The sequence below is a fragment of the Actinosynnema sp. NPDC053489 genome (assembly GCF_044544865.1).
Taxonomy (GTDB): domain Bacteria; phylum Actinomycetota; class Actinomycetes; order Mycobacteriales; family Pseudonocardiaceae; genus Actinosynnema.
Genome location: NZ_JBITXT010000003.1, coordinates 540,327 through 559,460, shown reverse-complemented (window position 1 = coordinate 559,460; position 19,134 = coordinate 540,327). Strand labels below are relative to the sequence as shown.

The 19,134-nt window shown below is 73.3% G+C and carries 15 protein-coding genes; 5 read left to right on the top strand and 10 right to left on the bottom strand.

Annotation, left to right across the window (positions count from 1 at the left end):
• Nucleotides 1-53 precede the first annotated feature (53 nt).
• Nucleotides 54-503: a gamma-glutamylcyclotransferase family protein gene (locus ACIGNX_RS09380; RefSeq protein ID WP_033429064.1), complete on the bottom strand. Its 450-nt coding sequence runs from the start codon at nucleotides 501-503 to the stop codon at nucleotides 54-56.
• A gap of 136 nt (nucleotides 504-639) precedes the next feature.
• Between ACIGNX_RS09380 and ACIGNX_RS09375 the strand changes: the two genes are divergently transcribed.
• On the top strand, nucleotides 640-2,043 hold the full coding sequence (locus ACIGNX_RS09375) for an NAD(P)H-quinone dehydrogenase (protein WP_396538013.1): 1,404 nt from the start codon (nucleotides 640-642) through the stop codon (nucleotides 2,041-2,043).
• 96 nt (nucleotides 2,044-2,139) lie between these two features.
• Here the strand turns inward: ACIGNX_RS09375 and glpK are convergent, their stop codons facing one another.
• The gene (glpK, locus tag ACIGNX_RS09370) at nucleotides 2,140-3,645 is read right to left on the bottom strand and encodes a glycerol kinase GlpK (RefSeq protein ID WP_396538011.1); all 1,506 of its coding nucleotides are present in this window, start codon (nucleotides 3,643-3,645) and stop codon (nucleotides 2,140-2,142) included.
• A gap of 14 nt (nucleotides 3,646-3,659) precedes the next feature.
• A complete protein-coding gene (locus tag ACIGNX_RS09365; protein ID WP_396538009.1) occupies nucleotides 3,660-4,400 on the bottom strand; it encodes an MIP/aquaporin family protein in 741 nt (246 codons plus the stop codon).
• Nucleotides 4,401-4,581: 181 nt separating this feature from the next.
• On the opposite strand from ACIGNX_RS09365, the gene ACIGNX_RS09360 reads away from it, so the two are divergent.
• Nucleotides 4,582-6,312, top strand: a complete 1,731-nt coding sequence (locus tag ACIGNX_RS09360; protein WP_396538007.1) for a glycerol-3-phosphate dehydrogenase/oxidase — start codon at nucleotides 4,582-4,584, stop codon at nucleotides 6,310-6,312.
• A 48-nt stretch (nucleotides 6,313-6,360) separates the two neighbouring features.
• On the opposite strand, the gene ACIGNX_RS09355 is transcribed toward ACIGNX_RS09360, so the two are convergent.
• The 6 genes from ACIGNX_RS09355 to ACIGNX_RS09330 form a co-directional block, all read right to left on the bottom strand.
• Nucleotides 6,361-7,623 (bottom strand): M20 family metallopeptidase, encoded by a 1,263-nt coding sequence (locus ACIGNX_RS09355; protein WP_396538005.1) that lies wholly within the window; start codon nucleotides 7,621-7,623, stop codon nucleotides 6,361-6,363.
• A complete protein-coding gene (locus ACIGNX_RS09350; protein ID WP_396538003.1) occupies nucleotides 7,620-8,786 on the bottom strand; it encodes a M20 family metallopeptidase in 1,167 nt (388 codons plus the stop codon). Before ACIGNX_RS09350 ends, ACIGNX_RS09355 begins: the two co-directional genes overlap by 4 nt.
• A gap of 266 nt (nucleotides 8,787-9,052) precedes the next feature.
• Nucleotides 9,053-9,382, bottom strand: coding sequence for a hypothetical protein (locus ACIGNX_RS09345; RefSeq protein WP_396538001.1), 330 nt, complete (start codon nucleotides 9,380-9,382; stop codon nucleotides 9,053-9,055).
• A 100-nt stretch (nucleotides 9,383-9,482) separates the two neighbouring features.
• Nucleotides 9,483-10,472: a methylmalonyl Co-A mutase-associated GTPase MeaB gene (gene meaB, locus ACIGNX_RS09340; RefSeq protein ID WP_396537999.1), complete on the bottom strand. Its 990-nt coding sequence runs from the start codon at nucleotides 10,470-10,472 to the stop codon at nucleotides 9,483-9,485.
• Nucleotides 10,465-12,696: a methylmalonyl-CoA mutase gene (scpA, locus tag ACIGNX_RS09335; RefSeq protein ID WP_396537997.1), complete on the bottom strand. Its 2,232-nt coding sequence runs from the start codon at nucleotides 12,694-12,696 to the stop codon at nucleotides 10,465-10,467. The genes meaB and scpA overlap by 8 nt, the downstream gene beginning before the upstream one ends.
• On the bottom strand, nucleotides 12,693-14,465 hold the full coding sequence (locus ACIGNX_RS09330) for a methylmalonyl-CoA mutase family protein (RefSeq protein WP_396538204.1): 1,773 nt from the start codon (nucleotides 14,463-14,465) through the stop codon (nucleotides 12,693-12,695). Before ACIGNX_RS09330 ends, scpA begins: the two co-directional genes overlap by 4 nt.
• Nucleotides 14,466-14,567: 102 nt before the next feature.
• Between ACIGNX_RS09330 and ACIGNX_RS09325 the strand changes: the two genes are divergently transcribed.
• The 3 genes from ACIGNX_RS09325 (at nucleotide 14,568) to ACIGNX_RS09315 (ending at nucleotide 18,769) form a co-directional block, all read left to right on the top strand.
• Nucleotides 14,568-16,271: a protein kinase gene (locus ACIGNX_RS09325; protein WP_396537995.1), complete on the top strand. Its 1,704-nt coding sequence runs from the start codon at nucleotides 14,568-14,570 to the stop codon at nucleotides 16,269-16,271.
• A 75-nt stretch (nucleotides 16,272-16,346) separates the two neighbouring features.
• Nucleotides 16,347-17,159: a purine-nucleoside phosphorylase gene (locus tag ACIGNX_RS09320; RefSeq protein ID WP_396537993.1), complete on the top strand. Its 813-nt coding sequence runs from the start codon at nucleotides 16,347-16,349 to the stop codon at nucleotides 17,157-17,159.
• Nucleotides 17,156-18,769: a phospho-sugar mutase gene (locus ACIGNX_RS09315; RefSeq protein WP_396537991.1), complete on the top strand. Its 1,614-nt coding sequence runs from the start codon at nucleotides 17,156-17,158 to the stop codon at nucleotides 18,767-18,769. Before ACIGNX_RS09320 ends, ACIGNX_RS09315 begins: the two co-directional genes overlap by 4 nt.
• A gap of 3 nt (nucleotides 18,770-18,772) precedes the next feature.
• Here ACIGNX_RS09315 and ACIGNX_RS09310 read toward each other — a convergent pair whose 3' ends face one another.
• Nucleotides 18,773-19,081: a hypothetical protein gene (locus ACIGNX_RS09310; RefSeq protein WP_396537989.1), complete on the bottom strand. Its 309-nt coding sequence runs from the start codon at nucleotides 19,079-19,081 to the stop codon at nucleotides 18,773-18,775.
• Nucleotides 19,082-19,134 lie beyond the last annotated feature (53 nt).

Sequence of the window (19,134 nt, the reverse complement as noted above, 5' to 3'; positions counted from 1 at the left end):
ACGCGCGTTGAGCGTTGGACTCACGCGACGTGAACGTTGGACTCTCGCGGGGGTCAGGGGCCGATGCCTTGGCAGGGGCGGGTGCGCAGGTCGGCGACGTAGTCGTCGGGGGCGCCCGCGGCTTCGGCGGCGTCGGCCACCACGCCGATGTAGCGGGCCGAGGGAAGACCGCCCTCGTACGCGTCCAGCACGTAGAGCCAGGCGGTGACCGAGCCCTCCAGGGTCTGGACCCGCAGGCGGATCTTCTTGTACAGGCCGAGGGCGCCTTCCCAGCGGTCGAGGCGGGACTCGTCACGCGGGCTCACGTCGTAGAGCACGCAGAACACCTGCGAGTCGGGGTCCTCGACGATGGTGGCGAGCGCGCCCTCCCAGCCCAGGTCCTCGCCACCGAACGTCAGACGCCATCCGGCGAGCCACCCCGTCCCCGCCATGGGGGAGTAGGGCGCTCGCTCCATCATCTGGTTCGGGTCCATGTTGGACCCGTACGCGGCATAGAGCGGCACGCCCACAGCCTAGCGACCTCGCGATCACCGCGAAGGACCAGAAGACCGGACGACACACCCCGACACCCGACCGCGTACGGTTACCTGCGGCTGCCGGCGGCGCGAACAGCGCCGATGACCAGGAGGAGGACGTGTCGTGACCCGCATCGTCATCATGGGCGGCGGCCCCGCAGGTTACGAGGCGGCACTGGTCGCGGCCCAGCACGGGGCCGACGTGACCATCGTGGAACGCGAGGGCCTCGGTGGCGCCTGCGTGCTCTACGACTGCGTGCCGTCCAAGACGTTCATCGCCTCCGCGGGCGGCCGCAGCGCCTTCCGCAACGCCGGTGAGCTGGGCATTCGCACGGACAACGCGGAGGCGGCCGTCGAGCTGCCGGTCGTCCACGGCCGGGTGAAGGGCCTCGCGCTCGCCCAGTCCGCCGACGTCCGCGCCCGCCTCCAGCGCGAGGGCGTGCGCATCCTGAACGGCGTCGCCAAGTTCTGCGACAACGCCCGCGGCCTGGCCCAGCACGAGGTCGTCGCCCTCACCGAGGACGGCGGCAGGGAGGTCCTCCCGGCCGACGTGGTGCTCATCGCCACGGGCGCGACCCCGCGCGTGCTGCCCGGCGCGGAGCCCGACGGCAAGCGGATCCTGACCTGGCGGCAGATCTACGACCTCCCGGAGCTGCCCGAGCACCTGGCCGTCATCGGGTCGGGTGTCACCGGTGTGGAGTTCGCCTCGGCGTACACGGAACTCGGCGTGAAGGTGACCATGGTCTCCAGCCGCGACCGGGTGCTCCCCCACGAGGACGCCGACGCGGCCGTGGTGCTGGAGGACGTCTTCGCCGAACGCGGCACGGCGGTGGTCAAGCACGCCCGCGCGGACCGGGTCGAGAACGTCGGCGACGGTGTCCTGATTCACCTGGAAGACGGTCGCACGATCGAGGCCAGCCACGCGCTGATGACGGTCGGCTCCGTCCCGAACACCGCCGACCTGGGCTTGGACAAGATCGGCATCGAACTCGGCCGCGGCGGGTACATCCCGGTCGACCGGGTGTCGCGGACCAACATCTCCGGCGTCTACGCGGCGGGCGACTGCACGGGCGTGCTGCTGCTGGCCAGCGTCGCCGCCATGCAGGGCCGCATCGCCATGTGGCACGCGCTGGGCGAGGGCGTCAGCCCGATCAAGCTCAAGACGGTCGCCGCGAACGTGTTCACCAACCCGGAGATCGCGAGCGTCGGCATCAGCCAGCAGGCGATCGACTCCGGCGAGGTCCCCGCCCGCACGATCATGCTGCCGCTGGCCACGAACCCGCGCGCCAAGATGGAGGGCCTGCGGCGCGGTTTCGTGAAGCTGTTCTGCCGCCCGGCGACGGGCGTGGTGATCGGCGGCGTCGTCGTCGCGCCGAACGCCAGCGAGCTGATCCTGTCGATCACGCTGGCCGTGCAGAACCAGCTCACGGTGGACGACCTGGCCACCACGTTCTCGGTCTACCCCTCGCTGACCGGCTCGATCACCGAGGCAGGCCGCCAGCTCATGCGCCACGACGACCTGGACTAGGCACTTCGGGTGGTCGTGACCGGTTGACCGCCGGCGGGGGGGGCACCCCCTGACCCGACCGGAGGGGCGTCGCCGCGCGGCGACGCCCCGGCAGGGCTACTCGACCCAGTCGAACGTCCTGGTCACCGCCTTCTTCCACTGCGCGTACGTCGCCGACCGCGCCTCCTCGTCCATCTGCGGGTCCCACTGCTTGTCCTGGGCCCAGTTCTGCCGGATGTCCTCCTCCGACTCCCAGAACCCGACCGCCAGGCCCGCCGCGTAGGCCGCGCCCAGCGCGGTCGTCTCGTTGACCACCGGGCGGATCACCGGCACGCCCAGGATGTCCGCCTGGAACTGCATGAGCAGCTCGTTCACGACCATGCCGCCGTCGACCTTCAACGCCTTGAGCGGCACGCCCGAGTCGGCGTTCATCGCGTCGATCACCTCACGCGTCTGGAACGCCGTCGCCTCCAGCACCGCGCGGGCCAGGTGGCCCTTGTTCACGAACCGGGTCAGGCCGACGATCGCGCCCCGCGCGTCCGACCGCCAGTACGGCGCGAACAGCCCGGAGAACGCGGGCACGAAGTACGCGCCGCCGTTGTCCTCCACGCTGCGGGCGTACTGCTCGACCTCGGCGGCGTCGGAGATGAGGCCGAGGTTGTCGCGCAGCCACTGCACCAACGACCCGGTCACCGCGATCGAGCCCTCCAGCGCGTACACCGGCGCCTGCGAGCCGATCTTGTAGCAGACCGTGGTGAGCAGCCCGTTCTCACTCATCACCTTGTCCGTGCCGGTGTTGAGCAGCACGAAGTTGCCGGTGCCGTAGGTGTTCTTCGCCTCGCCCGGCGACAGGCACGCCTGGCCGAACGTCGCCGCCTGCTGGTCGCCGAGGATGCCCGCGATGGGCACGCCGGCCAGCGCGCCGCGCTGGCGCACCCTGCCGTACTCCTCGGACGACGACCGGATCTCCGGCAGCATCGACAGGGGCACGCCCATCTCCGCGGCGATGTCCTCGTCCCAGTTCAGCGTGTCGAGGTCCATCAGCAGCGTGCGGGAGGCGTTGGTGGGGTCGGTGACGTGCACGCCGCCCTCGACCCCGCCGGTCATGTTCCACAGCACCCAGGTGTCCATGTTGCCGAACAGCAGGTCGCCGGCCTCGGCCCGCTCCCGCGCGCCCTCCACGTTGTCGAGGATCCAGCGGACCTTCGGCCCGGAGAAGTACGTGGCCAGCGGCAACCCGGTCTTGTCCCGGTACCGCTCCTGGCCGCCGCCCAGCGCGCCCAGCTCGGCGCAGATCCGGTCCGTGCGGGTGTCCTGCCAGACGATCGCGTTGTAGACCGGCTGCCCGGTGGTCCGGTCCCAGACGAGCGCGGTCTCGCGCTGGTTGGTGATGCCGACCGCGGCGATGTCGGCGACGGTCAGGTCGGCCTTGGCCAACGCGCCCGCGGCCACCTGCCGGGTGTTGGTCCAGATCTCGTTCGCGTCGTGCTCGACCCACCCGGCCCGGGGGAAGACCTGCTCGTGCTCCTTCTGGTCCACGGAGACCACCCGGCCCGAGTGGTCGAAGACCATGCACCGGGTCGACGTCGTGCCCTGGTCGATCGCGGCCACGTACTTCGTCATGCGATGGAGTCCTTTCAGACCGGGAGAACCAGGTACAGGAGGGCGGCGAGCACGCCACCGACCAGCGGGCCGAGGACCGGCACCCAGGCGTAGCCCCACTCGGCGCTGCCCTTGTCGCGGATGGGCAGGATCGCGTAGGCGATGCGCGGGGCGAGGTCGCGGGCCGGGTTGATGGCGTAGCCGGTGGGGCCACCGAGGGAAGCGCCGATGCCGATCACGACGAACGCGACACCGGCGTAGCCGAGCGCGGCGTTGCCCAGCTGCGGGATGCCGTCGGTCGCGCCCTTCGCGCCCGGGCTCAGCAGGACCCAGGCGACCAGCACGAACGTGCCGATCACCTCGGTCACGAAGTTCCAGCCCGCCCGGGGGATGGTGGGCGCGGTGCAGAAGATGCCGCGCGTGTTCACCGGGTCGTCGTGCGCGTCGAACTGCAGCTTGTAGGTCAGCCACGCGAGCACGGCGCCGAGGAAGGCGCCGAGGAGCTGGGCCGCGATGTAGACGGGGACCTGGGACCACGGCGTCTTGCCCGCGACGGCCAACCCCAGCGTCACCGCGGGGTTGAGGTGGGCGCCGCTCGGCGCCGCGACGCTGGCGCCCGCGAACACCGCGAAACCCCAGCCGAAGTTGACCAGGAGCCACCCGCCGGCGTTGCCGAGTGAGTCCTTCAAGGTGACGTTGGCGACCACACCGGCGCCCAGCAGGATCAGGATCGCGGTGCCCAGCAATTCCCACACGAAGATCGAGCCACTGCTCACTCGCCGACCTCCTCGCCTTGACAGGAGGCAACGCGGTCCGGGTCCGGCGGCGCTGCCCACCCCACGATGAGCGTTGACGCTAGTTCCGGCCACTCCGGTTGTCCACGGGTGGCGTACCGACGGGTAACGTGGTCGAGTCAGTCCTGGTCGGACCAGTCGAGTCGAGCATCAGGAGGCGTCGATGGGCATGCCTGAGCAGCACACCTCCACCCCGGGCCGGCTCGGACCGCGGGAACGGGAGGACGCCTGGGAGCGGTTGGGCTCCGGCACGTTCGACCTGGTGATCATCGGTGGCGGCGTGGTCGGCGTCGGCGCCGCCCTGGACGCCGCCACGCGCGGCCTGCGGGTGGCGCTGGTCGAGGCCCGCGACCTGGCCTCGGGCACGTCCAGCCGGTCGTCCAAGCTGTTCCACGGCGGTCTGCGGTACCTGGAGCAACTGGAGTTCGGTCTCGTGCGCGAGGCGCTGCGGGAACGCGAACTCATGCTGACCCGCCTGGCGCCGCACCTGGTCAAGCCGGTGTCGTTCCTGTACCCGCTCACGCACCGCGTCTGGGAACGCCCCTACACCGCCGCCGGCCTGCTCATGTACGACACGATGGGCGGCGCGCGCTCGGTGCCGGGCCAGAAGCACCTGACCAGGGCCGGCGCGCTGCGGCTGGTGCCCGCGCTGAAGCCGACCGCGCTGATCGGCGGGATCAGGTACTACGACGCCCAGGCCGACGACGCCCGGCACACCATGATGGTCGGCCGCACGGCGGCGCACTACGGCGCGGTCCTGCGCACGTCCACGCAGGTCGTGGGTTTCCTGCGGGAGGCGGACCGGGTCTCCGGCGTGCGGGTGCGCGACGTCGAGGACGGCCGCGAGACGTCCGTGCGGGCGCACGCGGTGATCAACGCGACCGGCGTCTGGACCGACGAGCTGCAACGCCTGTCCGGCAGCCGGGGCCGCTTCCGCGTCCGCGCGTCCAAGGGCGTCCACGTCGTCGTGCCGAGGGACCGGATCGTCTCGGAGTCCGGCATGATCCTGCGCACCGAGAAGTCGGTCCTCTTCGTGATCCCGTGGCGGAACCACTGGATCGTCGGGACGACGGACACCGACTGGAACCTCGACCTGGCGCACCCCGCGGCGACCAGGGCGGACATCGACTACATCCTGGAGCACGTCAACGAGGTGCTGGCCACCCCGCTGACGCACGACGACATCCAGGGCGTCTACGCGGGCCTGCGGCCGCTCCTGGCGGGCGAGAGCGAGTCGACCTCGAAGCTCTCCCGCGAGCACGCCGTCGCCCGGGTCGCCCCCGGCCTGGTGGCGATCGCCGGCGGCAAGTACACGACGTACCGGGTCATGGGCGCGGACGCCGTGGACGCCGCGTCGGTCGACCTGCCGGGCCGCATCCAGCCGTCGATCACCGACAAGGTCCCCCTGATCGGGGCGGACGGCTACCACGCCCTGGTGAACCAGGCGGACCAGCTGGCCCACCGCTACGGCCTGCACCCCTACCGGGTCCGCCACCTGCTGGACCGCTACGGCTCCCTCGTCCACGAGGTGCTCGGGTCGGCGGACCCCGAGCTGCTCAAGCCCGTGCCCCACGCCCCCGACTACCTCCAGGTCGAGGTCGTCTACGCCGCGTCGCACGAAGGGGCGCTGCACCTGGAGGACGTGCTGACCCGCCGCACCCGGATCTCGATCGAGTACCCGCACCGGGGCGTCGACTGCGCCCTGGCGGTGGCCCGCCTGATGGCAGGCGTCCACGGCTGGAGCGACGAGGTGGTCGAGCACGAGGTCGCGGTCTACACCGCCCGCGTGGAGGCCGAACGGGCCTCGCAGACCGAACCGGACGACCAGGCGGCCGACGCCGTGCGCTCCGCCGCGCCCGAGGCCCGCCCCGAGCTGACCGAACCGGTGAGCTGAGGGGAGAACACCGGGCCGCCGACGCGCGTCGGCGGCCCGGTGGCCCGATCAGGCCAGCGCGGCCAGCGCCGCGTGCACCATCACCCGCACGCCGACCAGCAGGGCGCGCTCGTCCAGGTCGAAGCCGGGCTGGTGGAGGTCCTTCTGCTTGCCCACGCCGTCCCACACGCCCAGGCGGGCGAACGACCCGGGCACGTGCTCCAGGTACCACCCGAAGTCCTCGCCGCCGGACGACTGCTCCGTGCCGGCCAGCGCGTCCTCGCCCAGGGCCGCCTCGATGCCCGCGCGCAGCAGCATCGTGCTCTCGCGGTCGTTCACGACCGGCGGCACGCCACGCCGGTGGTGCAGGTCGAAGCCGACGCCGGTGGGCGCGAGCAGCGCGCCCACCAACTCCTTGATCAGCGGCTCCAGCTCGGCCCAGATGTCCCGGTCGCCGGTGCGCAGCGTCCCGCGCAGCACGCCGTCCTGCGGCACGGCGTTGGGCGCCTCGCCCGCGTGCACCGCGCCCCACACCAGCACGGTCCCCGACCTCGGGTCCACGCGGCGCGACAGCAACCCCGGCAGGCCGGTGATCACGGTGCCCAGCGCGTGCACCAGGTCGGCGGTCAGGTGCGGCCGGGAGGTGTGCCCGCCCGGCGAGGTCAGCCGCAGCTCCAGCATGTCGCTGGCCGAGGTGATCGCGCCGATCCGGGTGCCGATCCGACCCACTTCGAGCCGCGGGTCGCAGTGCAGGCCGAAGATCCGCTCCACGCCGTCGAGCCCGCCCGCGGCCAGCACGTCCAGCGCGCCGCCGGGCATGACCTCCTCGGCCGGCTGGAACACCAGGCGCACCCGGCCGGGCAGCTCGGTGGCCGACGCGAGCGCCAGGGCCGCGCCCAGCAGCACGGTGGTGTGCGCGTCGTGCCCGCACGCGTGCGCTACACCGTCCACTGTGGACGAGTACGGCGCGCCGGTGTTCTCCGGCAGCGGCAGCGCGTCGATGTCGGCCCGCAGCGCGACGCACCGCGGCCCGGAGCCGACGTCGCACACCAGGCCGGTCCCGCCGGGCATGATGCGCGGCTTGAGGCCGGCCGAGCGCAGCACGTCCGCGATCAGCTCGGTGGTGGCGTACTCGTGGCGGGACAGCTCCGGGTGGGCGTGGAGGTGCCGGCGCCAGGCGACGACCTCGGAGGCGTTCGCCGCCAGCCAGTCGTCCAGCCACGAGGGCCCGCGGCCCTCACCGGGATCATCCACAGGGGCAATGCTGACCCCACGGTCGGTCAACAGCACCTCGGCACCCTCCTCCGGCAGACGCGAGTCCAGGACCGTCATGCCCCACCCGCCAGCAGTCGCGCGCGCTGCTCCGCGTCGGTGGCAGCGGAAATAGTGGTCCAGGCGAGGGCGAGCGCCCCGTCGAGCACGGCTCGGTCGGCCGATGCCGTGGCACAGGCGTTCGCGAACTCGAGTTGGTGGTTCACCGCGTCTCCGCAGTCGATGGCGATGGTCGGGTGGATGGCCGGCAGCGCACGGGTGATGTTGCCCATGTCGGTGCTGCCGATCTTCTCCTTGAGCTCCTGCTCGGGGCTCATGGGGTGACGCCCCAGCTCCGTGGCCGCGCGCCGGTAGGCGTCCGCGAGCCACGGGTCGGGCGTCAGCTCGGCGTACACCGGCGAGACCTTGACGACCTCGTGGGTGCAGCCGGTGGCGATCGCGCCCGCCTCGAAGCAGCGGTTGATCCGCTCCTCGAGCCGGCGCAGCGATTCCAGGTCGTCGGCGCGCAGGTCGAACATCGCCGAGGTGCGCGCGGGCACGATGTTGGGCACGGCGCCGCCGCGGGTGACGATGCCGCTGACCATCTGGCCCGGCTCCAGGTGCTGGCGGGCGAGCCCGATGGCGACCTGGGCGACCGTGATGGCGTCGGCGGCGTTCACCCCCAGGTGCGGCGCGGCGGCGGCGTGGGAGGGCTTGCCGGTGTAGTGGACCTCGACGTCGGTGATGGCGAGCGATCGCGCGGCGACGGCCTCGTAGGGAGCCGGGTGCACCATCATCGAGAACGCCACGTCGTCGAATACCCCGCGTTCGAGCATCAGCACCTTGCCGCCGCCGACCTCCTCGGCCGGCGTGCCGATCACCCGGACGGTGAGGCCGAGGTCGTCGGCCAGGTCGCGCAGCGCGAGGGCCGCCCCGGCGGACGCGGCGGCGATGACGTTGTGCCCGCACGCGTGCCCGATCTCGGGCAGCGCGTCGTACTCGGCGCACAGGCCCACCACCAGGTCACCCGAGCCGAAGGAGGCGGTGAACGCCGTCTCCAGGTCCGCGACGCCGCGGTCGACCTCGAAGCCCTCGGCGGCGAGCAGGTCGGCGACCTTGGCGGCGCTGCGGTGCTCGGCGAACGCCTGCTCGGGCTCCGCGTGGATGCTGCGGGAGAGGTCGACCAGCGCAGTCGAGTACCGCTCGACGGCCGAGCGCGTGCTCATCTTGAAGTCGGTACTCATTTGCGTCCATCCTGCATCACGGCCCGGCGGCCACGTCGCACCCCTCGTTGATCAACCGGCGGCCGGTCGGAGGGCTGCGCCGAGCGGTGCTCGATGTTCGGTCAGACCGATCAACCGGCACGAGCGCCGTTCACGTTCGCGCAGGCCATGCTAGGCGCGTCACGCCGGAACGCGACCACATCGCGCCCACGTGTTCCCACCCACTGGGAAAAACCCAGGTCGAGCCGCCCGCTCGCGGACCACCCGGCGAGATCACCCGAACGGGATCAACCGGACTTGCGCCCGGCCCTCCACTTGGACCACCGCTTCTTGTTCCGCCAGTAGACGAGCGCGAACAGCAGCAGCGCGATGCCGCCGATCCACAGCTTCCGGCGGGTCTCCGAGCCGGACGAGGACGCCGGCTGGTCCTGCGGCGCGTCGAGGTCCGGACCGGGCGGCACGGTGCCGCCCGGCTGGATCGTGCCGCCGGGCGCGAGGGTCTCGGTGGGCTGGGCGGCGGCGAGGTGAGGCGCCGTCGTCACGGCCGCCGCTGTGCCCGACGCGGTGAAGACACCGGCCAGCACGAACAGGCACACCGCGAGCACAGATCGCCACATGGTCGCCAAGCCTAGCCACCACCCTGCGGGGTTACCACTGTCAGTGGTCATCCGAACCGGGAACCGTTCACGTGCCGTGAGCGAACAGCGACGTGAGGGGTCACGCGCCGGCGCGGAACGCGGCCAGGATGCGCTCGGCGGCCAGCGTCGCCGTCAGCTCGCCCGCGCGCACCCGCCGCTCCACCTCGGGCACGACCGACCGCACCCCCGGCGCGGCCCGCAGGCTCGCCAGGAGCTGGTCGTTGACCATCGCCCAGGTCCAGTCGACCTGCTGGCGGCGGCGCCGCTCGGCCAGCTCGCCGGCCGCCTCCAGCGCCGCCCGGTGCGCCCGGACCTGCTCCCACACCGCGTCCAGGCCCGTGCCGTCCAGCCCGCTGCACGTCAGCACGGGCGGGTGCCACACGGCGTCCGGCGGGCGCAGCAGCCGCAACGCGCCCGCCAGCTCGCGCGCCGCCTTGCGGGCGTCCAGCTCGTGCGGCCCGTCGGCCTTGTTGACCGCGATCACGTCCGCCAGCTCCAGCACGCCCTTCTTGATGCCCTGGAGCTGGTCGCCGGTGCGGGCGAGGGTGAGGAACAGCGAGCAGTCCGTCATGTTGGCCACCGCGACCTCGGACTGGCCCACGCCGACCGTCTCGACCAGCACCACGTCGTAGCCGGCCGCCTCGACCAGCACGATCGACTCGCGGGTGGCCTTGGCGACGCCGCCGAGCGTGCCGGAGGTGGGCGAGGGCCGGATGAACGCCGCCGGGTCGACCGCGAGCCGGGCCATCCGGGTCTTGTCGCCCAGGATGGAGCCGCCGGTGCGGGTGGACGACGGGTCGACCGCCAGCACCGCCACCCGGTGCCCGAGCCCGGTCAGCATGGAGCCGAACGCGTCGATGAACGTCGACTTGCCCACGCCGGGCACGCCGGTGATGCCGACGCGGTGCGCGCCGCCCGAGTGCGGCAGCAGCTCGACCAGCAGCTCCTGCGCCGCCGCGCGGTGGTCGGGGCGCGTCGACTCGACCAGCGTGATGGCCCGCGCGAGGGTGCCCCGGTTCCCGGCGAGCACGCCCTTGGCGTACTCGCCGACGTCGACCGGCTTAGGCATCTCGTCCCGGCGGGTCGACCGCCTCGCCGTCGCCGGGGCGCGCCGCGACCTCGTCGTGTCCGAGCTGCTCGGCGAGCCGGCGCAGCAGGTCGCCCGCCGCGTCGGCGATCACCGTGCCGGGCGGGAAGATCGCCGCCGCGCCCGCATCCCGCAGCGCCTCGAAGTCCTGCGGCGGGATCACCCCGCCGACCACGATCATGATGTCGTCGCGGCCCAGCTCCACCAGCGCCGACCGCAGCGCGGGCACCAGCGTGAGGTGCCCGGCGGCCAGCGACGACACGCCGACGACGTGCACGTCGGCCTCCACGGCCTGCCGCGCCACCTCGTCGGGCGTCTGGAACAGCGGGCCGACGTCCACGTCGAAGCCCAGGTCGGCGAACGCGGTCGCGATCACCTTCTGGCCCCGGTCGTGCCCGTCCTGGCCCATCTTGGCGACCAGGATGCGCGGGCGCCGCCCCTCGGCCTCGGCGAACTCCGCCACGACCTCGCGGGTGGCCTCGACGTTGGACACGGACCCCGCCTCCTCGCGGTAGACGCCGGTGATCGTGCGGATCTGCGCGGAGTGGCGGCCCCACACCCGGCCCAGCGCCTCGGAGATCTCGCCGACCGTGGCCTTGGCCCGGGCCGCGTCGATGGCCAGCTCCAGCAGGTTGCCGTCCGAGCCGGCCGCGTTCGTCAGCGCGGTCAGCGCCCGGTCGACCGCCGCCTGGTCGCGCTCCTCGCGCAGCCGCGCCAGCTTCGCGAGCTGCTGCGCGCGCACCCCGGCGTTGTCGACCTTGAGCACGTCGATCTTCTCGTCGACCTCGACCTGGTACTTGTTCACGCCGATCACCGGCTGCCGGCCGGAGTCGATGCGCGCCTGGGTGCGCGCCGCCGCCTCCTCGATGCGCAGCTTCGGGATGCCCGCGTCGATGGCCCGCGCCATCCCGCCCGCGGCCTCCACCTCGGTGATGTGCGCCCACGCGCGGTGCGCCAGGTCGTGCGTGAGGCGTTCCACGAACGCGCTGCCGCCCCACGGGTCGATCACCCGGGTGGTGCCGGACTCCTGCTGGAGCAGCAGCTGCGTGTTGCGGGCGATGCGCGCGGAGAAGTCCGTCGGCAGCGCCAGCGCCTCGTCCAGCGCGTTGGTGTGCAACGACTGCGTGTGCCCCTGCGTGGCGGCCATCGCCTCGACGCACGTGCGGGCGACGTTGTTGAACACGTCCTGCGCGGTGAGCGACCAGCCGGACGTCTGGCAGTGCGTGCGCAGGGACAGCGACTTCGGGTTGCGCGCGCCGAAGCCCTTCACCAGCTTGGCCCACAGCAGCCGGGCGGCGCGCATCTTGGCGACTTCCATGAAGAAGTTCATGCCGATCGCCCAGAAGAACGACAGCCGCGGCGCGAACGCGTCGACGTCCAGCCCCGCGTCCCGGCCCGCCCGCAGGTACTCCACGCCGTCCGCGAGCGTGTAGGCCAGCTCCAGGTCGGCCGTCGCGCCCGCCTCCTGCATGTGGTAGCCGGAGATGGAGATGGAGTTGAACTTCGGCATCCGCCGCGAGGTGAACGCGAAGATGTCGGAGATGATCCGCATCGACGGCTGCGGCGGGTAGATGTAGGTGTTGCGGACCATGAACTCCTTGAGGATGTCGTTCTGGATGGTCCCGGCGAGCTGCTCGGGCGCCACCCCCTGCTCCTCGGCCGCCACCACGTACAGCGCCAGGACCGGCAGCACGGCGCCGTTCATGGTCATCGACACGCTCATCCGGTCCAGCGGGATGCCGTCGAACAACTGCCGCATGTCGTAGATCGAGTCGATCGCCACGCCCGCCATGCCGACGTCGCCCGCCACGCGCGGGTGGTCGGAGTCGTAGCCGCGGTGCGTGGCCAGGTCGAACGCGACGGACAGGCCCTTCTGCCCGGCCGCGAGATTGCGGCGGTAGAAGGCGTTGGACTCCTCGGCGGTGGAGAACCCGGCGTACTGCCGGATCGTCCACGGCTGGTTGACGTACATCGTCGGGTACGGGCCGCGCAGGAACGGCGCGATGCCCGGGTAGGTGGCGAGGAAGTCGAGGCCCTCGGTGTCGGCGGCGGTGTAGACCGGCTTGACGCCGATGCCCTCGGGCGTCTCCCAGGTGAACGCGTCGACGCCCTTGCCGGTCGCCTCCTGCAGCGCGGCCCGCCACCGGGCGGCGTCGGCGTCGGGGGTCGGCTCGCCCAGCTCGACGTCGGCGAAGTTCGGGATCATCGCGGGACTCCAAGGGCTTCGAACGTGTGCTCCAGCACGTCGAGCGCCGGGCAGCCGGTGAACACGTACTCGTCGATCTCGGCCTCGGACCGCCTGCCCGCCAGCAGCACCCGTTCCGCGCCGGCCTCGCGCAGCGCCCGCGCCACGGGTTCGGCGAGCTCGGCGTAGCTCGTCTCGCTGCCGCACAGGCACACGACCCTCGTGCCGCTCTCGCGGAACCGCGCGACCACGTCGTCCGCGGTCGCGGTGGCGCCGGCGCTCGGCGTCTCGATCCCGCCCGCCTGGAACAGGTTCGCCGCGAACGTGGCCCGGGCGGTGTGCGCGGCGACCGGGCCGAGGGTGGCCAGGAAGACCCGGGGTCGCTCGGGCGCGGCGTCGGCGGCGTCCCGCAGCGCCTCGAAGTCCTGGGCGTAGCGGACGCGCGGCAGGCCGCCGCCCGGCTGCTCGGGGTGCGGCTCGCGGACCACCGGCTGCTCGCCGAGGTTCGGGAACTCGCTGACGCCGGTGATCGCGTCGGACCGGTCGGCGAGGTTCGCCCGCCGCCGTTCCCAGGTGGCCGCGATCCGGTCGCCGACCAGGTCGAACGCCTCCGGCAGCCCGCCCGCCGCCTCGATCTCCCGAAACCACGCCCACGCGGCGCGCGCGAGGTCGTCGGTGAGCCGCTCGACGTACCAGGAGCCGCCGGCCGGGTCGATCACGCCCGCCAGCCTCGACTCCTCCAGCAGCAGCGACTGGGTGTTGCGGGCGATGCGGCGGGAGAAGTCGTCGGGCCGGCCGATCGCGTGGTCGAACGGCAGCACGGTCACCGCGTCCGCCCCGCCCAGGCCCGCGCCGAAGCACGCCACGGTGGTGCGCAGCATGTTCACCCACGGGTCGCGGCGGGTCATCATCGCGGGCGACGTGACCGCGTGCTGGACCTGCGCGGCGGGTGCGCCGACGACCTCGGTCACCCGCGCCCACAGCCGCCGCGCGGCGCGGAACTTGGCGATGGTGAGGAACTGGTCGGCGGTCGCCGCGTACCGGAACTCCAGCAGCCGCACGGCCCGCGCGGCGTCCAGCCCGGCCCCGGTGAGGTGGCGCAGGTAGGCCACGCCGGCGGCGAGGGACGCGCCGAGCTCCTCCGCGTCCGAACCGCCGGCCTCGTGGAACGGCAGGCCGTCCACGACGACCAGGCGCAGCTCCGGGAACGCGCGGGCCGCGCCGAGCAGCTCGGTCAGCGCCGCGAAGTCGGCGGCCTGGCCGGTGCGGGCGCGCACGCCCAGCGGGTCGGCGCCGAGGTTGCCCCGGACCTGGCTCGCGAGCACCGGCCGCCGGTCCCAGACCCGCAGCATGGCGCGCCCGGCGTCGAGGAAGTCCGCGCCGGCGTCGACCACGACGGGCGCGAGGTCGAGGTAGACGTCGGCCAGCACGTCGTCGTAGGCGGCCGGGTCGAGACCCTTGAGCCACAGCGACGTGACGCCGTTCTCCAGGTCGGCCAGCACCGCCTCGCGGTCGGCGACCACGTGCTGCTGGCGGACGTCCCAGCCCTCCACCGCGCCCTGCGGCCTGCCGGCGCGGGTGAACGGGGCGAGGCCCGGGAAACCGGCGTCGGGCGCGCGGTCGGCCGCGGTGTAGAGCGGCCGCACGTCGATGCCGTCGTAGGTGGTGGTGATCAGGGACCCGAATTCCGCACCCGACTTGCGCAGGACGCCCCGGACGAGCTCCGACCACTGCTCGTGGTCGGGGGCGGGGAACTCGGCGGCCAGCGCCAACTCGCCTGACGGCTCCATCATGCTCCGCAGTGTTACTCACCAGTAGTACGGCGGCTATGTGAGGTTCACCGCCGTGAACGATGCAGACCTCAGTCTTCCACGCTGGGGAATGATGGCGAAGTGGAGGAAGACCAGCCGATTACCGGGCACGACCGGCTCATCGCGGGCCGTTACCGGCTGCGGCACGTCCTGGGGCGCGGCTCGATGGGGACGGTGTGGGCCGCGCACGACGAGGTGCTGCGCCGCGCCGTCGCGGTGAAGGAGATCCTGCGCCCGGGCGGCACCCCGGAAGGCGTCGACCCCGCGGACGACGAGCTGCTCCGGGAGCGCACGCTGCGCGAGGCGCGGTCGGCCGCGGCGCTCGCCCACCCGAACCTCGTGACGCTGTACGACGTGGTGCAGGTCGACGGTGACCCGTACGTGGTGATGGAGCTGGTGCCGTCGTCGTCGCTGGCGGAGGTCGTGCGGCGGCGCGGGCCGTTGACCGACGTGCAGGGCGCGGTCGTGGCGGACGCGGTGGCGGCGGCGCTGGAGGCCGCGCACCGCGCCGGGATCACGCACCGGGACGTCAAGCCGGGCAACGTGCTGGTCGCCGACGACGGCCGGGTCAAGCTCACCGACTTCGGCATCGCCCGCAACGTCGCCGAGGCCACCCTCACCAGTCGCGGGATCACGCTGGGCACGCCCGCGTTCATCGCGCCGGAGGTGGCGGCCGGCGGGGCGGTGTCGTTCGCGGCGGACCAGTGGTCGCTGGGCGCCACGCTGTACGCGGCGATGACCGGGCAGCAACCGTACGAAGGCGCGAACGTGCTCCAGACCATCAACCAGGTCGTGCACGGCGACGTGCCGCCGGCGTCGGCGTGCGGGGCGTTGGAGCCGGTCGTGGCCGGGCTGATGGTGAAGGAGCCGGCGGAGCGCTTACCCCTGGCGGAGGTGCGGCGGCTGGTCCGGCCGCTGCTGCCCGAGCCGGGCACCGACGTGTTCCCGACGTCGGCGGCCACCCGCCCCGTGGTGGAGGTCGTGCGGCCCGCGCCGGTCAAGCAGCCGATCGCCCCGGACACCCCGCTGGCCGCCGACCCCGGCCCGCTGCCGTTCGCCCCCGCTCCCCCGCCGACCCGCGAGCTGGGGCGCAGGCCCGGGGCGGCGGTGGCCGTGGCGCTGTCGGCGGTGGTGCTGTTCGCCATCGGCAGCGCGTCCGGCTTCGCGCTGACCAGGACCGTGGCCGGCGCGCCGCTGCTGCCGCCGCCGACCCGCACCGCGCCGTCGCCGCCCGTGGTGACCGGGACGCCGTCGCTGCTGCCGACCACCGCGTCGGCCGCGGCCGCGAAGGGCGAGCAGGGCGCGGAGTTCACCATCGAGGTGGGCCCGGACTGGACGAGCTTCCTGGAGCAGCGGGCGAACGAGGGGCTCGACCCGAGCACCGTCGTGCACCTGGTCGCGCCGAACGGGTGGTACGAGGTGACGGTCCAGCGGTTCCCGGACTACTACCCCCGCCACACGCTCGAGGACTACCTGGAGCTGGTGCGGTCGCGGTGGGCGGAGGGCCAGTACTTCGGCGAGGTCGTGGAACCGACCGACGTCCTGCCGCCGGGCGGGCCGCAGCCGGGCGTCCAGTACAGCTACCGGACCGCGGAGCGGGCGACCCCGACGGCCCGCGGCACCGTGCCGCCGGGCCCGGACCTGCGCCGCAGCCGCTACTCCCGCGTCCTGCCGCGCCGCAACGACCTGTGGGTGGTCGAGGTGGTCGTGCCGACGGAGCAGGAGGAGACCGGGCGGAGCCGGCTGTTCGAGGCCATCGCGCCCACGTTCAGCGTGAAGGACTAGCGGCGGACCCCACAGCGGTGGACCCCACAGCGGCGCTGCGGGCACCGGAGTGGGGCGGCGATTAGGCTCCCGGCCGTGACCGGTATCAGTGAGAAGACCTCTCCGGAAGCCCTGGCGACCGACGCGGCCAAGGCGTTGGCCGAGCGGACCGGGGTGGACAGGCACGACATCGCCGTCGTCCTCGGGTCCGGGTGGCGACCCGCCGCCGACCTCATCGGCGAGGCGAGCGCCGAGGTGCCCATGGGCGAGCTGCCCGGGTTCGAGCCGCCCACCGCCGTCGGGCACGGCGGCACGGTGCGGTCGGTGCGCGTCGAGGACAAGAACGTGCTGGTCATGCTCGGCCGGACGCACGGCTACGAGGGCAAGGGCGTCGCGAAGGTCGTGCACGGCGTCCGCACGGCGGCGGCGGCCGGTGTCGGCGCGGTCGTGCTGACCAACGCGGCGGGCGGGTTGCGGCAGGGCATGTCGGTCGGCCAGCCGGTGCTGATCAGCGACCACCTGAACCTCACCGCGTCGTCCCCGCTGGTCGGGGCGCGGTTCGTGGACCTGACCGACCTGTACTCGCCGCGGCTGCGCGACCTCGCGCGGGAGATCGACCCGTCGTTGGAGGAAGGCGTGTACGCGGGCCTGCCGGGTCCGCACTTCGAGACCCCCGCCGAGATCCGGATGCTGCGCACGATGGGCGCGGACCTGGTCGGCATGTCCACCGTGCTGGAGGCCATCGCGGCCCGCGCGGAGGGCGTCGAGGTGTTCGGCCTGTCCCTGGTGACGAACCTCGCCGCGGGCATCACCGGCGAACCGCTCAACCACGAAGAGGTGCTGGAGGCCGGTCAGGCGGCGGCGAGCCGGATGGGCGCGCTGCTGCGGGAGCTGGTGACCCGGGCATGACCCTCGCCCCGGCACTGCGCGACGCCGCGTACCGCTGGATCGCCGACGACCCCGACCCGGCGACGCGGCTGGAGCTCCAGACCGTCCTGGCGCGGGCGATGGGCGGTGACGCCGCCGCGGTCGACGAGCTGGCCGACCGGATGGCGGGCCCGCTCACCTTCGGCACGGCCGGGTTGCGCGGACCCGTGCGGGCCGGGCCGAACGGCATGAACCGGGCCGTCGTCACCCGCACCACGGCCGGGCTGGCCGCGTGGCTGCGGGCCAACGGGCACGTCGGCACGGTGTTCGTCGGCCGGGACGCGCGGCACGGGTCGGAGGACTTCGCCGCGGCGGCGGCCGGCGTGCTGGCGGGCGCGGGCTTCACCGTGCGGGTGCTGCCGGGCCCGTTGCCGACGCCGGTGCTGGCGTTCCTGGTCAAGCGGCACGGCGCGGTGGCGGGCGTGCAGATCACCGCCTCCCACAACCCGCCCGCGGACAACGGCTACAAGCTGTACCTGGCGGGCGGCGGGCAGATCGTGCCGCCCGAGGACCGGGAGATCGAGGCGGCGATCCGGGGCGTGCCGGCCGCGGTGTCGGTGCCGCTGTCGGACGACCACCTGCCGGTGTCGGACGCCGAGGTGGACGAGTACCTCCGGACGGTCGCCGCGCTGCCCCGCGGCACGGCGCGCGACCTGCGGGTGGTGCTGACGCCCATGCACGGCGTCGGCGGCGCGACGGCGGTGGAGGCGTTGCGGCGGGCCGGGTTCACCGACGTGCGGGTGGTGCGCGAGCAGGCCGTGCCGGACCCGGACTTCCCGACCGTGGCGTTCCCGAACCCGGAGGAGCCGGGCGCGGCGGACCGGTTGCTGGAGCTGGCGGCGGCCGAGGACGCCGACCTCGCCATCGCGCTGGACCCCGACGCGGACCGGTGCGCGCTGGGCGTGCGGGACCGGGACGGGTCGTGGCGGATGCTGCGCGGTGACGAGACGGGCGTGCTGCTGGGTTCGCTCGTGCTGTCGACGACGGACCACCCCGACCCGCTCGTGGCCACCACGATCGTGTCGTCGTCGCTGCTGAAGTCGATCGCGGCGGCGCACGGCGCCCGGTACGCGGAGACGCTGACCGGGTTCAAGTGGCTGGTGCGGGCGGGTGAGGGGCTGGTGTTCGCCTACGAGGAGGCGCTGGGCAACTGCGTCGACCCGGCGCACGTCAACGACAAGGACGGCATCTCGGCGGCCGTGGTGGCGTGCGACCTGGCGGCCGGGTTGAAGGCGTCGGGCCGCACGCTGGTGGACGCGCTGGACCAGCTCGCCGTCGACCACGGCCTGCACCTGACCGACCAGGTGTCGCTGCGGTTCACGGACCTGAGCCGGATCGGGGCGTTGATGGCCCGGTTGCGCGCCGCGCCGCCGGAGGGCTTCGCGTTCGAGGACCTGCTGCCCGACGCCGACGTGGTCCGGCTCACCCGCGAGGGCGTGCGCGTGGTCGTGCGGCCGTCGGGGACGGAGCCGAAGCTCAAGGCGTACCTGGAGGTCGTGGAACCGGTGTCCGGCGACCTGCCGGCGGCCCGGGAACGCGCCCGCGCCCGGTTGGCCGAGCTGCGGGCGCGGGTGGCGGAGCTGCTGGACTAGCGGTCAGGAGGCCAGGGCCAGCAGCAGGCACAGCACGGCGACGACGAGCGAACCGCCCGCCACCAGGTACGGGCGCCTGGTCGGCGGGCTCACCGGGCGCGGGCGGTGCTGCGTGACGGCGGCCACCGAGATGCGGGCGGCGACGTAGCTGGTGGTGCACAGCGCGACGCCGGTCGCGAGGATCATCGTGTTGACGTCCCACGGGCTGTGGTCGACCCCCGGCCACAGGGCGATGAAGACGAGCGGCAGGCCGATCAGCCCGACCCCGATGGCGACCCCCGCCCCCCAGGTGATCCGCCGGTTGCGACTCATCGTGGCGATGCTGCGAGTTTCCATGACTCCCTCCAGTGTCACTGCAAGTGAAG